7 protein-coding genes and 1 pseudogene are annotated in these 14,995 nt (G+C 45.4%); 3 read left to right on the top strand and 5 right to left on the bottom strand.

The genetic code is table 11. The features are described from left to right. A pseudogene (locus JGK20_RS11475) lies at positions 1-258 on the bottom strand (DNA/RNA non-specific endonuclease); the annotation flags it as partial. Positions 259-416: 158 nt separating this feature from the next. Here JGK20_RS11475 and JGK20_RS11470 point away from each other — a divergent pair. Beyond that, complete coding sequence (locus JGK20_RS11470) at positions 417-1,376, top strand: pentapeptide repeat-containing protein (RefSeq protein WP_293186977.1); 960 nt, start codon at positions 417-419, stop codon at positions 1,374-1,376. Between the two features lie 35 nt (positions 1,377-1,411). Here the strand turns inward: JGK20_RS11470 and JGK20_RS11465 are convergent, their stop codons facing one another. Genes JGK20_RS11465 through JGK20_RS11455 form a run of 3 tightly spaced genes read right to left on the bottom strand, consistent with a single transcriptional unit; the run spans position 1,412 to position 10,634 of the window. Further along, positions 1,412-3,007 carry a DNA/RNA non-specific endonuclease gene (locus JGK20_RS11465; RefSeq protein WP_293201369.1) on the bottom strand — a complete coding sequence of 532 codons (1,596 nt, stop codon included), beginning with the start codon at positions 3,005-3,007 and terminating at the stop codon, positions 1,412-1,414. After that, complete coding sequence (locus JGK20_RS11460) at positions 2,899-5,859, bottom strand: YncE family protein (RefSeq protein WP_293230486.1); 2,961 nt, start codon at positions 5,857-5,859, stop codon at positions 2,899-2,901. Before JGK20_RS11460 ends, JGK20_RS11465 begins: the two co-directional genes overlap by 109 nt. 20 nt (positions 5,860-5,879) lie before the next feature. Next, on the bottom strand, positions 5,880-10,634 hold the full coding sequence (locus JGK20_RS11455; RefSeq protein WP_293230484.1) for a DUF4114 domain-containing protein: 4,755 nt from the start codon (positions 10,632-10,634) through the stop codon (positions 5,880-5,882). 659 nt (positions 10,635-11,293) lie between these two features. Between JGK20_RS11455 and JGK20_RS11450 the strand changes: the two genes are divergently transcribed. Both JGK20_RS11450 and JGK20_RS11445 read left to right on the top strand, forming a co-directional pair. Continuing rightward, complete coding sequence (locus JGK20_RS11450) at positions 11,294-12,097, top strand: TPM domain-containing protein (RefSeq protein WP_293186972.1); 804 nt, start codon at positions 11,294-11,296, stop codon at positions 12,095-12,097. 892 nt (positions 12,098-12,989) lie between these two features. After that, positions 12,990-13,613 (top strand): precorrin-8X methylmutase, encoded by a 624-nt coding sequence (locus tag JGK20_RS11445; RefSeq protein WP_293186971.1) that lies wholly within the window; start codon positions 12,990-12,992, stop codon positions 13,611-13,613. A 74-nt stretch (positions 13,614-13,687) separates the two neighbouring features. Here the strand turns inward: JGK20_RS11445 and bchI are convergent, their stop codons facing one another. Beyond that, positions 13,688-14,773, bottom strand: coding sequence for a magnesium chelatase ATPase subunit I (bchI, locus tag JGK20_RS11440; RefSeq protein ID WP_293230492.1), 1,086 nt, complete (start codon positions 14,771-14,773; stop codon positions 13,688-13,690). Positions 14,774-14,995 lie beyond the last annotated feature (222 nt).

The following is a 14,995-nucleotide window of genomic DNA, read 5'->3' as shown; positions in this document are numbered from 1 at the left end:
TAATTGAGAACCTCCACCTAAAACAGAGTTGAACCAACCCGTACCAATTCCTTCCCAAGGAGCTTTAGTATCGCCATGAGTTAAACTGGCATTCGTGTGCTCAGGAGTGTACCAAGTCTTAGTAACATCAGCAATATTATTTTCAGCCAAATCACCTAAGCGACGGTAAATTGTTTCGCCATTCTCCGAAGGAAACTGACTTTCATTGAGATTAGCAGTTCCCGCATACCAAGCCAAAGCAGCCCGATGGTCGGTCATTAGGAAGAGTAAACTCCTCAGAAGAACCAGCCTTACTACCTCCATTCCAAGTCCAGGTACCATTCTTCCATTGAGCAGTCAGGATACGATTCCGATTGTAATCTTGTCTGGCTCACGATCTGCTATTATTAATATGTAAATATCTTCAGAAAAAGGTTATGAATAACGAAGAATATCTCGAATGGGAAGAAGAAGCCGAAGAAGTTATTCCGCTTCTATCTCTCAACAACCATCACCCAGAGATGGCTGGTAGGGAGGTGGTCGATTTATATAAAGATGGATGGAGAGACTATTCCTCGATCAATTTAGAAGGAACTCTCATCGAGCATGAATACCTAATTGAGATCGACCTAAGTGGCTCTGATTTACACTCAAGTATTTTGAAGGGGTGCGATCTGAGCGGTGCTAATTTGAGTAACGCGAATCTTGAAAATGCTCACTTGAGTAGCGTTTGTTTAGTAGGGGCAAATCTTAGCAATGCAAATCTGGCTAATGTTAATTTATGGAATGCTGACCTGAGCGATGCTAATTTGGAAAATGCTAACTTAAACAATGCAAACCTGTCTAATACCAACTTAATTGGCACAAATTTTAGCGCTGCTAAATGGGAGAATATTAACACTGACGCTGCGTTATTTTGTCATACTATTATGCCAGATGGTAGCCATAAAAGCGATCCAGTTAGAGTCATGGAAACTCAGGAATTGCTTCGGCGCTACGCTGCTGGAGAAAGAAGGTTTGAGGGCATAGTTTTATATCGGGCTGACCTTAGAGGTGTCGATTTACATAACATCATTATGCCTAATGCCCACTTAGCTAATGCTAACTTAAGCGGTGCCAATTTGCAAGAGTCCTGCTTGACGAATGTTAACTTTAGGGGTACTGATTTGAGCGGTGCTAATCTTAAAAATTCTTGTCTAGATTCTGCGGATTTAAGCTATGCCAACTTAAAGGGTGCTAATTTATTGACATTGGATATGAATGGTGTCAATTTCACAGACGCTAATCTACTTAGTGCTAAAATCTTTTTCTCTCAAACTGGCCGATTTCGCAATACAATTTTACCAAATGGAGAAGTTATCGTTGGTCCTAACATATATCCTTCAAATCAGAGATGAGTTTTTCGTCTGATTTGAAGGATGGTTGAGAGAATTTAGATAATTGGATATAACTGATCTTTGAGATAAGTCCGAATGTTATCAGGAAGACTAGACAAAAAGTTTATCTTTCTACCTCCTCTGCCATCAATCAGCTTTTCAAGCTGCTTAATTGTGAGCTGCCAAGTAGCAGGATTACGCCATTCAACTGCATTTTGGATATCCGGCAGAGTCGCAGTTAGTCCTAGCTCAGCTTGAATTTCATTAAAGGGGTGAGGTATGGGCTGCCCAGTAAGAGGCCAATTAGCAAATGGTTCGGTTTTATTAGGTGTCAAAAATGTATACACTTTCGTGTTTTGATTGATATCTGGTATGCCTTGACCAGGGCGATCCATAATTAGAAGCGTTTTCCAAGTCCATCCAGGAATGTTAATTCCTTTTTGCTGAAAAGCTTCAGAATTTGTGTATCCTCGAGCAATTTCATCAGGATGAGCATTACTTCGCTTCTGTGAATTCCAATCTGTACCATAACTGCCCGCAACAACGTAAATTTCTTGACCTTGTTGCGCGAGATTCCGCACCAGTTGTTCGACGTTATACCAAGCAGATGCTTGTGCGGGATCCTTTGAGTTCCCAAAAAATCGATTGTTGTCCACGCTTTGTGGAATCAAATTTGTTCCTAAAAAAGTAGCGAAGTTGTCTTTTTTGTGATTTGTTCGATCCCCTGAAGGAATTCCGTGACCTTGATCGAAACCCAAGCTGTAACCTTGAGGATTTTTATAGGAGCTAGTGTCAATTTTCGGCCATCCTTCTGGTAGTTGAGGATCCCCGACAAAGATCGTGGCGGGGCGGTCTAAATCACCTAGCCAGGATTTATTGACTTGCCAACTTATCCACGCAGGGTTGAGGGTACTGCGATCGTAAGATACTACGTATTGAGGTTTCTCAATTAGCAAGTTGGTGGTATTTGAATTGGTAAAGTTTGGTGGTTCTGAGTTGTACCTAGCTTCTGATGGATTGCCAAATTTAAGGTGATTACTCTTAAAGAAAACATCATCTAAATAAACCCTAGTATTCCCCTCAACTTCAAATCTTAGCTTGGCTACCTGACCTCGAAATCGATCTAGCTGATTGCTATCTACATGGAAAGTTTCAAACCCTCCTCTGCCAAAACCAATTTTGTCAATATCGCTTGCGTATGTCTCTAGTGAATTACCTGGATTTATTGCTAAATCGATTTCTTTGAGAAGATGACTGCCAGTACCAAGAATTGGTTGCCCTTGTGAATTAGTTTCCGGTTGAGTTTCCAACCAGACCTTAAGCTTTCCAGTGTTCCGATATGGCGCGTGGAGGTTAAACCGCAAGTCTCCCCATTCTGGCATCACAAAATAGTTGTGTACTATTTGTTTTGCCCCACCTAATCCCATTCTCAGAGCATAATTAGGCTGATTCTCATCGTATCCTATGGCATCTAAATAACCACTACCTATTAAGCCTTTTTCTAGGGTGTTCTCTTCTTGAACTCCGATTTTCAGCCAATCGACTAAGTGGGATTGTGAACCATCCTCAGATGAGCCATTAAATAAAGACCAGCCCGGGATAGTTTGAGCGTTACGTTGGAAAGCGATCGCATCAAAATTTCCATTAAACAAAGTCGGAACCGCATAATCACCCCGCATTCGAGTTCCGAAGGTAATTGAGAACCTCCACCTAAAACAGAGTTGAACCAACCCGTACCAATTCCTTCCCAAGGAGCTTTAGTATCGCCATGAGTTAAACTGGCATTCGTGTGATCAGGAGTGTACCAAGTCTTAGTAACATCAGCAATATTATTTTGCTCCAAATCGCCCAAGCGGCGGTAAATTGTGTCACCGTTTTCCGATGGCAGTTTGCTACCTGTGAGATTAGCAGTTCCCGCATACCAAGCCAAAGCCGCCCGATGGGAAGCACCTTCCCCGTCATCCGCCGTAAATCCAGCCCGCTCTCCTAAAGAAACATTCCAATCAGATTTCCAGTTCGTTCCAGAAAGTTCTCGCCCGTTAATTGTATTCCCAATACCCTTTGTTTGGTAGTAATTGTCAGCATAAGTGACATTATTCCACACCTTAATTTCCGGGTCGAGAATGTTAAGGTAAGGCCCAGAAAAAGAATTATTATCGTAATCGTAAGGGTCAATAGTCGTCATTTGCAGGTCGCGATTTGCCCGACTTGTACCTCCAGCATCAGGTAAAAACGTACCTAAACGCTGGACAATTTCACTATTAACAACAGCCCCCTGCCCGAAACCGATAAAGTGCAGTGGCGAGTTGAAAACCGCTCCTTGAGTGCGGATTAATTTACCGGTGCTATCATAAAGCTGACCTGGGCTACCGACACCACCACCCTTATTTAAATCCAATTGCACCATTGAAGCAAATAAAGTATCAGCCGCCGCCTCAGCAAAACCAGAATTATAAAGTTGCTTCGGCTCAATCCCATCCATCCCGTTCATCCCATCCATCCAATTAGCTAACAGCACTAAGGGTTTGCCATAGACAGGAGGCTGAAGGCTAGTATTAGATATCCAACTATTTCCTTGAGGAATAACAGACTGCCACTTACCAGTTGCCGACTGATATTTCATGACCGTACCGCCAGTATCAAAAATGTGTTTAGCAACTCCATTGATTTGCCCATCAATCAACTGGCTATTTTGGGAATTTCCGGGTTCTACACCCCGCGTTAAAACAGTAACGCTGCTGAAAGTATTACCACCAGAAATCGGAGTCGGCAGTAAAGTTTTAAACTTGTCGGTAACAACTTTTTTATCCCCTTTCTTCGTAACTGCTTCCACAGCCCAATGATATTCCTGACCCGCCGTCAACATTCGATCGCTAGAAAGAGTAAACTCCTTTGAAGAACCAGCCTTAGTTTTCCCATCCCAAGTCCACGTACCGTTTTCCCATTGAGCAGTCAGAACCCGATTCGGATTGTAATCTTTGTCGTCCTGCGAATTTAACCCATCCCACCTATCATCGGGCAACAAGCCCTTCCCTTGCGGAAAAACGCTTACATAAAGATTGACCTTCTCGACATCAGTATCAGGCTTAAAACCAGGAAGACCGCAGGGTTCATTCTCACCCTTCAAATCCCACTTAAAAGTAGGAGTTAAAGGATTGCTATCATTCTTGCTATCCCCGATCGGTCCTTTTAATTCCAACCAATTTTTAACAGAAGCGATCGCCAAACCTTTAGGATTTCCACCGATACCAATGGGAGCGCGTTTCGTACCATCCGGGATACCAAAACCAAAGTTATTAATCCAATTTCCTTCGATAATTTCGTAGTCGGCCGCAATACTGACAAGAGGGTTGATATCGTCAATAGGCACGCGGACGAGGTCGGCAGTTGTCGCATTTCGCTGATTGCTTGCCTGGAAACCCCAAGTATCCACACCCCTGTCGCGGGCGTCAAGCTTGTAATTACCCGGATTCTCTATAGCCTTAATCATTTGCTCAACATCGAAAACGTAGGAACTTCCTCCCAAACCGAAGGTGGGATAGGAAGCAATCAAATATTTGCCGTCACTCGAAAGCGCTAGGTTGTTAGTTAAGCTGCCCGGAATCGGTCGAGTTGCGGCCACCAGTCGAGGATTGGGTTCCAGCGGGTTTGCGATAATGCCTATATTTCCACCCTCGCGCGTATTTACATTTGCCCTAGAGTTGCGACCGGCAACAAACGCATATTTCCCGTCTTGCGTTACTGTTACAGCCACTGCCTCGTTGACATCAAAATAGTCAGTGGCCACGCCCAGCGACAAAGGAGCGTAGTTGACTTTAGCACTAAAATTGAGGGGGTCTTCAGACGTAATTTCGAGCACTCCGAAGCCCTTGCCGTCATCCTGAAGCTTTATCTCCTCCCCATTACTTATGGTGCGGACACTAGCAAATCCGTTGGTGAACACCATTTTCTTCGGGTCGGAAGTAGCAGCTATGCCCTCTGTCTCCGATGCGGTGGGGATTACTCCAATCTGCTGGTGCCACTTCCGCTCGTTAGAGCCCTGAGCGCTCGGTTTGTCGGCGGGGTCAATGTTGACAGCGTAAATGCGGCGGTTAGGTGTTTGTTCGTTATTGTCGGAACCAGTAGCGAACAGTCGGCGCCCGTCGCTGCTGATAGCCAACTGGCTCAGTCCCAGGGGTGATGTGACGTTAATTGTCTGGATAACAGTATGATAGGTTGCTGAATTCGGGTTGATGTCGAGGACGTAGATGTTGGGGCGATTTTGGTCGGCAATGTAAGCGTAATTGTCTTTGGGGTCAATGACAATACCTTGCGGGCGAGCTCCCTGGGGCAAGGCAATCCCATCCACAGTTGCTGTTTGTGGATTAGTATCTATCTCTCGCAGTGCCATCAAATCCACTACCGAAACGCGGCCGGTATTCCGCATAGTCACGTAGGCGCGGGTAGCATTGTTGGTAGGGGCGATCGACTCCGGTCGGTCTGATGGGATATTGGGATTACCCACAGGAATGTTAAAAGCAACCGCTAATTTATTGCTGTTCTGGGTTTCAACAGTTGATAAAGGCAGGTAGGAGCGAGGCGGATATTTTCTTCACTTTCTAGTTCGACAGTCTCGTAATCTCCAGTACCCGGTCCGAAGCGCTTTTTCTGCTTTCTCGACACTACAATGCTGGATTCGCCGAGGGGTACGGTAATCGGAATTTTGACAGCAATTTTGTAGCTATTTTCTCCCAAATCGGTGTTTTTATCCGGTATCAATGCGCCTGGATAAGTTTTGTCGCCGACGCGGAAGCTGACTGTTAAGTCTTTAAATTCACCGCCTAAATCATTGGAGTTATTCAGGAAGTTGCTGCCTGTCAGGACGACGGTTGGTTCGCCATTTTCCAACTTATATTCAGCGGATTGAAGCACTGGAGGTGCGAAGGGGTCTGCTGGGAATAGTGTGGGTATGTTTAGAGTGGCTGTGACGCGGGGAATCCCTTCTGGATCGAGTTCAACACCCGCCGGAGTGACTACAGGTAAACCGACTTCAGGAATGGCAATAATTTTCAATCCAGATTTCAGGTATTTAGCCAAGTAAGCCAGCAGTAAAATTGTAGCGGCGAATTGAGCTGTGGTGACGGCGGCTATACCGATTAAACCGGCATTGGCTGCTAAAAAGCTGTTTTGGAGACCGACATTTGTTGAGAGAAGGGAACCATTTGGGAGACCGACATTTGTTGAGAGAAGGGAACCATTTATATTGGAGGTGGTGAGCAACTTTTCCAATGCCAACTTCTGTAACTCCAGGTCCGGCATTGCTATCATCGCTATTTCGGCAGTCTCCAAAATACCGGTAAATGGTGGAGAATTAGTGCGAATAGTACCGCTGGCATCGACTACACCGGATTCTTGAATCAGCCAAATTGGGGAATAAATATTGTTAGCATCCGGCAGCGAACCTTTTCGCATGAATAAAATTTCGGTACCGGGAGATAAGCCGGCGGGGGCAGGAATTGCTAATTGAGCGGGCATTTTCAAGGAGTTGTTGCCCAAGTCTAAATTGAAGCCTCCGGCAAACTGCAAACCGTCGGGAAGTTGTAGGGATAGAGCATTGCTGCTTAGAGATGTCAAGCTAATAGCTGTATTTTCGGCAAGAGCACCGGGCGGCACCATCACAATTGAACCGTCACTGCCAGTAACTGCACCGCCATTTACTCCTAAAATTGTTCCGGCTGCGGCAGGAAGGGAGACTCGTACTGGCACGACTTGTTCGGCTGCTCCGTGAATGACAGTGACGTTAGTAACTCCTTCTTTTATAGCGGTAATAACGCCGTCTGAATTCACTTGCAACAGGTTAGAGTTTCCGGGGAAATAGCGAGTTCCTGTAGAGCCGAATTTCAGATCGGGGGATTTGATGATATTTTCAATTCCTACTAAAAGCGAACGTCCCATTCCGGCTGTCATCGTGACTGCTTTGGGATAGACATTCAAACCGTTAATCTCGGCTAGTGCTCCATTGAATTCTGCATCGTTGGTTGGGGCTGGCAATTTTCCGACTCGCACCGCTGTTACTGCTTGCAAGTTATTTCGAGATGCGCTCAAAATCGAAGTGCCGTTGACCAAACCTGTCACTTTACCCGTTGGATCAATTGGTGCTACTTCTGGATTTATTGAAGTGTAAGTTAAATAAGAATCTGGCAGCAATACACCTTTTTGGTCGGCAAAATCTCCGATCACAACTAATTCCGTATTTTCTCCTGCATTGAGGCTGGGATTTCGCTTCACAAAATCTAGATTTAGCAGGGGAACGTCGCTGACATTGACTGTCACCCGCGCGGGCGTTGAACTCCCAAAAGCGTCGCTGGCAAGGAAATCAAAGCTGGCAATACCGGAGAAACCGGATGCTGGTTTAAACGATGCTTTGTTAGTTAAGGGATTGAAAATTACTGTGCCGTTTACTGGATTGAGGACGCTAATTGTCAGAGGGTCGCCTTCTACATCTGTGGCAAGATTGTCTAATGAAATAGTTGTCTCTAATTCTGTATAAGTCCGAGCGCTTGTCGGTGAAACAACGGGCGGATTGTTGTCAGAATTCGGGGGATTGGCTTCGGCGAGCAATTGTTGTCCTAGGGGAGTATTTCGCCATTCTTTGTCAGGGTTGATGACTGTATCTAGCAGCGGTGCGTTTCCGGTTGCGCCGCTAATTTTAAAGATTAGGTCATTGTAATCTCTGTCTGAGTTAGCGGATGACATATCTTCGAGGGCAAAGGTGTTACCGCTGCCCGTAATGTCGGCTATTTGTAGCAGATGAGCGGTATCGTTGGGATTGGCTGTGGCGATACTGAATAAGGGACGGTTTTCGGGAAACAAATCCCACAGCCAGGAGTATTGGAGGGATGATTGTACTGTACCGCTGGGTACGAACATGACGGCAAAAGTGTCTCCAGGGGTCATGTTGAAAGTTTTGATACCCTGATATTCTCCTGAACCGAAGTCGTATTCTCCCGGCATCGAACCGGTGAATTTGGCTCCTTCTGTACTGTCGCGGATTACAATGTTTCCTAATGTGGAATTAGTTAGGACTCTCCTAGCAGCTTCGGCGATGAATTCTGGAGTACCAGGTGTAAATGCTTCCATTCCTGAAAGACTAAAAATGCCGATTTCGCCAGTAAAGTAGCCGCCGTCAAATACATAGTCAAATTTGACTTGTCCTTGGTTATCTACAAGGAAAGTGCCACTGGGTGAATTGGCTGCTGCTGTTATTGAGAGATTTGTTGAGGGATTGGTATTGCTTTGGAAGTCGCCAGTACGCTGTGTTGAATTGGGTTGAGTGTCTGCAATATTGTCTGAAAGTTGAGCAGATTCTTCGGTTGCTGACAGTAGCCAACCGCTTGTCATCTCTGCGGATTTGGGCGCAATTTCAGGATCGGAATACGCTGGTAAAACAGCGACAGTTTCTGTGGGATTTGAATTGCTATTATAATTGTTTGAAGTGAGTTTAGGTGGGGATTTAAGAGTTGAGGGTGAAGCGCTTGTTTCGACTTCTGCTATCTGTGTCGTAACTGCTGCTGTCTCTGATGGAGTTGAGAAGAGTGCTGGGCTTTTCTCAGTTTCTAATTCCGCTGCTGTGAAGGAAACAGTAATGTTCCGTTCGATTGTATCAGCAGTGAATTCTGCTGTCGATACCGAATCGGTTTTTGTTGGCAATTCGCTTTCAATTTCTGATGTTATTTCAGGAAAAACGCTCTCATTTTCTACCGTAGCCGAATCGTTTTTTGTGGGAATAATTGACTCAATTTTTATTGGCAATTGTTCGGGTACGGTAGAAACGTTGGAGTTGCTTTGTTTGGGTGATTGTTCGCCAACGTTAGAACTGAGTAAGTCTATTTTTGCAGGAGACTTTTCCGCAATTGGAGCGATAACTGACTCTGTTTCTGCGGGAGGTTGAGAGATGCTGGAAGTTGCATCTTTGTCGGTTTTGATTAATTCAGCATCTGCTGATTGACTGACAATAGATTCTGTTTTAACTGGCTGTTTAATTTCCGAAACTGAGTCAGTATTGTTCGGAGTTTTTTCTGGGGTGTTAACTGCTGCTGTTGCTGTCGTCACCGTTACATTTTCACTGGCTGCTGTTTTTGGTATTGCAGCAGGTTCGATTTTTAATGGGTCAACTTTTCCTGTATCATTCTGTTTGTCAGTTAAAGATTGAGTGGCGGTTTGTACTGGCTTTTGTAAATCGGTTGATTTGACTTCTGCACTGATATTAGTGTTAGGTAAAACTGGGTTAGATGTGGCTGGGATTAATGGGGCTGTTGGGGGCTGTGTTGTCGGTGACTGTTGAGAATCTGAAATGGGTTTTTCGGTCGGTATTGCATCGACTTTTGGGGATTTTTTATCTGAGTCTATTTTGTCAGAAATTTCGGCAATTGGAAGCTGTTTGTCTGAGTTTTTTGTTTCTGAAGTCTGGGCAATTGGAGCTTTTTTATCGGAGTCTATTTTGTCAGAAACTTCGGCAGTACGAGATTGTTCGCCTGAGTTGGCTTTCTCCACAATTGTGGAGTTTTGAGATTGCTTGTCTGAGTCTATCTTGTCGTCAGTTGTGGCAACTGGGGACTGTTTGTCTGTAGAGATTTTATCAGTTGAGGGAATATTTGGACTAGCCGCAACAGTTTCGGTTGAATTTGTTACTGCAATTTTCTCGGATTTTTCTGATGAAGTTGTACTCTTTTCGGGGATTGCGTTTGATGCAGTTGCAGGCGATGTTTTGTTGGGTTCTGACTCACTTTTGAGTGTAGCCTCTGACGATAAGGGTGTTTTTTTATCTTCTGGTTTTGAAGTTGTTTCAGCGGTTGCGGGTAATGGTGTTTTATCGGAAGCTTTTTCGCTCGTTGTGGATGTAGTTATAACGGGTGAGGTTATTGGATTCGGGTTGGTCAGGGGATCTCCTAAGTCCGAGTCGAGTTTGCCAATTAGAAGGTCAATTTCAGAAGTGGTTGAATCCCTGGAGTAGCTGTTAGTTTTGGTGGCACTGGTTTTAGCAGAAGGTATGCTGTTAATATCGGAGGCTTTGTTAGTAATAAAAGCATCGGTTTCGGCTCGAATGAATTCGGATTGTGGCGGCTTTGCGGTTTCTATTAAGTTAGGTTGTTCAGAGTTTGATGAAGATCCGGGAGTTTGATATAATAAGGTTTTGTTAGTCTGAATTCCCGGCAGTTGTGGGGCAAAAGTTGGGGCTAGTCCGGGAATTAAGGATTCCACTTCTGTTAAAGGTTCTCTAATCGGGTCGGTTAAAGGCACTCTGGACACTCCTTGAAAAATGGTTAATTTCTTTTAAATCATTATTCAGCGGTTACTCATCATTATCGGGTAGACTCGATTATAAAGATATTCGGAAAAATACAGAAGTTCAGAGTTTTTTTGATGTTGCTAGTCTGTTATATTTGCCGTATATTTACTGATAGTTTTTAAAGTTATGCTAAATCTTTATGAAGGTAACTTTTTTCAGGCAGGAAAATACTTAAATAACCGATCGCACATCCGGTCTCTCTCTATTACTATCGGCTTGAAGTATTATTAATCCCAGATGTTGCACCAATATCAATAAGGGGCTTTTTTGTGGGTGGGGGCGGGTTTATTTAACCTGTCTGCACCCCTTAAAGCTTTTGGTGAACCCGCCCCTACAGGTTTTTGATTGCGGGTACGATATCTGGGATCGATACTCACCCGTCAGGAAATCGAGCTCTTGTTTAACGACGGTTTGCCCTGGATCGCGATCGCGCCCTCTACAGTTAATTGTCAGCCCCTTCCCCGATCGCAAACTTTCCTTCCCCGAACCCTTCCCCTTGCTCTCGGCTTCCTGTAAAGTAAATAATTGTAAAGAAATATGAGTTTTCTCTTATCCTCTGGTTAAGACCGCCAGCTAACATTCACAATTAAGACCCGGATTAGAATTTCCTATGTCACAGCTTTTCCCCCGCAAATTTCTAGCCTCTGCTGTCGCCTTTTTTCTGGCTTTGTCGGTGTGGACGATCGCACCTGCGGCCCATGCTTTCAACAATCCCGATTTGTTGCCGAAGACTCAGACGCCGATTATTGATTTAGCTAAAGCCCTTACGGATATTGAAGAAGAGGGTTTGGCAAAAAATTTAAACGCCTTTGAAGCCGAAACCGGTTGGAAGCTGCGAGTGCTGACTCAGTACGATCGCACGCCCGGTTTGGCTGTGAAAAGTTATTGGGGCTTAGACAATAAAAGTGTATTGCTAGTTGCTGACCCGCGCGGTGGCAATTTACTAAATTTTAATGTGGGGGATGCGCTGTATCCACTGCTGCCGCGGACTTTTTGGGTGGAATTGCAAACCCGCTACGGCAATCAGTTTTTTGTGCGGGACAATGGCGAAGATCGATCGATCATTGAATCTTTGGAGTCGATCGAAGGCTGTTTGCGTCAGGGCGGTTGTCGCGTAGTTCCAGGTTTGCCGAGGGAACAGTGGGTGCTGACTTTAATTACGTCGGTGCTGGGCGGCGTGATCTGCGGGTTTGCGGCTCAGCCTCGGAAACCGGGAGACGGTGTGTCTTGGCAGTGGGCGCTGATTTTTTCGCCGCTGTGGGGGATTCTGTTTTTGGCCTTCGGAATTGGGCCGGTGGTAACTCGGACTTCTGATTGGTTGCCTTTGGCTCGAAATGTGGCCGGTTTTGCGATCGGGGCTTTGGTAGCATTCTTGACTCCAGTATTGGGCAAGTCTCCTTCAGAAGAAAGTTAGTTTTTGATGAGTCATTAGTTATTAGTCATTAGTCATCAGTCATCATTCATCAGTCATTAGTGTGACTCTTGGCGCTCTTTCATCACTCTCGAAAAATAAAAACCGCATCCAATCAATGAAACCCTACTAAATGGACAATTAGCGATCGCTTGGGCGATCGGAACCCATGCCTTGAACCCCGAGGGTGAAAGTCCTGCTCTATAAGACTTTCAGCTTTTACCAAAAAATGGGGTCTAAAGCCCCGTGCTTTGAGTATCGGCTTTTGGTATAATTATATTGGTTGGAAATCCCATGGTGGTGGCTTGTTAAGACTCCTTGAACCAGAAAGCAGAGTTGATATCTGCCAAATATTGGGTAGCGAAAGCCAAGAAAAACATAGCTAGGGGAAATAAGTTAAGTACCCAAAGAAACAAAAGCCATGATTAATTTAATCTAACAGTACCTAAGGGCATTAGGAATCTGCCTCGTTCGAGGGAAAGCATGGGGAGAAGACTGCCTCTACTATCAAAGGGAAGCCTGATATAGCAAGCCGACTTCTGTGAACCATGAATTAGAATCCCCGTCCGCGACGGTCGGGGAGTATGTCAAGGAATCTGGGGGCCGCAACCAAGTTAACTCGTGAAAAACCCGGTTTCTCTGCCTCGCGCGCAAGTCCAAAGAAACCGGGTTTTTCACCTTTGTTGTCGGCTGTAACGAAGTATTGCTGTGAAAAAACCCGGTTTCTAGACACCCTGCGTAATTTCTGAAACCCTTGATTAGACTGCTTCTTCCTTCTTCCTTCTTCCTTCTCCCCTCTTCCTTCTTCCTTCTTCCTTCTTCCTTCTTCCTTCTGTTATGACTAAAAGCTGGTAAGCTGATACCTGACAACACACAGGCGACAGCTATCCAACAAATGGAATGGCACGTAAGCGATGCCCAGAGTCTGGGATTAATCGATAATGAAATTGGCGACCACGGTTTTTCTGCGGCGGAGTACGAAATAGTCCGCCGTGTGATATATGCGACTGCTGATTTTGAGTACAAGTCTTTAATTAGTTTTTCCGATCAGGCTTTGCAAGCTGGGGCGGCTGCTTTGGCTGCACGAACTACGATCGTAGTAGATGTGCCGATGGTACAGGTGGGCATTACGCCGCTGATCCAAAGTACCTTTGCGAATCCGGTTTACTGTTCGATGGATGCTTTGACGCGCCCTCAAAAGGAACGGACGCGGGCTGCTTGGGGGATTGAAACTTTGGCTAGACGCTATCCTGAGGGGATTTTTGTGGTTGGCCAGGCTCAAACTTCTTTGTCGGCGCTGGTGGATTTGATTGAGGCTGAGGAAATTCGACCGGCTTTGGTGATTGGAACGCCTTCGGGGTTTGTCGGGGTTGACGTGGCTAAGTCAAGGCTGCACGATTCGATGGTTCCTCATATTCGGATTGAGGGGCGCAAGGGTTCGGCGGTGGTTGCTGTGGCGATTGTTAACGGTTTGGTGGATTTGGCTTGGCAGGCCTATGGCCAAGAGGGGAACAGTTGATCGGGTTTATCAGAATTTAAAGCCGACTCGCAGAGGTTCCATTTGTTAAGATACTACTCTTGGCCATCGATGCTCTAAGCTTCGGTTGTTTCGAGGCCGAATACTCGATCGAACACTTTAGTCACTTTATAGCCGGAATCTATGGATTCGAGCGGGTCTTTCCGCAATCGGTGGCGCAAACACAGAGTCATTACCTTGCGAATATCGTCCACAGTGACTTCTGTTCGGCATTCTAAGGCGGCGTAAGCTTTCGCGGCCCGATTTGTGACCAAATCGCCTCGTAGCCCGTCTACGTCCAATTCGGCGCAGACTTGGGAAATTTTTACTCGCAAATCGCGATCGAGATTTACGGATTTTAATCTTTCTTGGGCTTCCACCAATTTCTGCTGCATATCGTCTTGTTGGTGCTGATATTTGGCGAGAAACTCGGGCGGATCTTGGTCAAAACTCGATCGCTGTTCGACAATTTCTACTCTCAGATTAGGATCTTTTACAGTGCGGATTTCGGCGTGCATTCCAAATCTGTCAAGCAATTGCGGCCGCAATTCTCCTTCTTCTGGATTCCCGGAACCGATTAAAATAAACTTAGCTGGGTGGCGGATTGAAATGCCTTCTCTTTCAACAGTATTCCAACCACTGGCGGCGGAGTCGAGCAAAACATCGACTAAGTGATCGTCGAGCAAATTGACTTCATCGACGTAAAGAATGCCGCGGTTAGCTTTAGCTAAAAGGCCTGGTTCAAAAGCTTTAACTCCTTCCGACAAAGCTTTCTCAATGTCGATCGTACCGCACACTCTGTCTTCGGTAGCGCCGAGTGGCAAGTCTACCATTTGTACTTTTTTGCGGGCGATCGGCATTGTACCGTGATGCAAAGTGCGATCGCGCACTTCATCGCTCATCAAATCTGGATCGGTGGGATGGCTGTTAAAAGGATCGTCAGCCACGACTTCAATTTCTGGCAGTAAATCTGTGAGGGCGCGGATTGTGGTAGATTTGCCTGTACCGCGATCGCCCATAATCATCACTCCGCCAATTTTGGGATCGATGACATTCAAAAGCAGCGCCAGTTTCATCTCCTCCTGGCCAACAATCGCAGTGAAGGGAAAAACAGCGCGGCGGGGGGCGGTGGCGGTAACGGTTGGTATAGCGCCCGCATTCAGGTTATTGCTGACTTCGGCAGTAGGACTCACAATAAATTCTTTACTCTAATGACAGTCCTCTATTGTGACATACAGGGGTACATTAGTCGATCGAAGGTTGTTCAGGGTCAAGCCGAGTCGGCTTACAGAAATTAATAGGCTCATATAATATCGTGTAAAGTCAGTCAAGAGCTATAATTATGAGATAGTTATTTATCTCTTTCATTTAATCTATTTCATTGG

Origin of the sequence: Microcoleus sp. PH2017_05_CCC_O_A (assembly GCF_020738785.1) — a bacterium.
Lineage (GTDB): Bacteria > Cyanobacteriota > Cyanobacteriia > Cyanobacteriales > Microcoleaceae > Microcoleus.
This window is presented reverse-complemented; position numbering and strand designations above follow the sequence as displayed.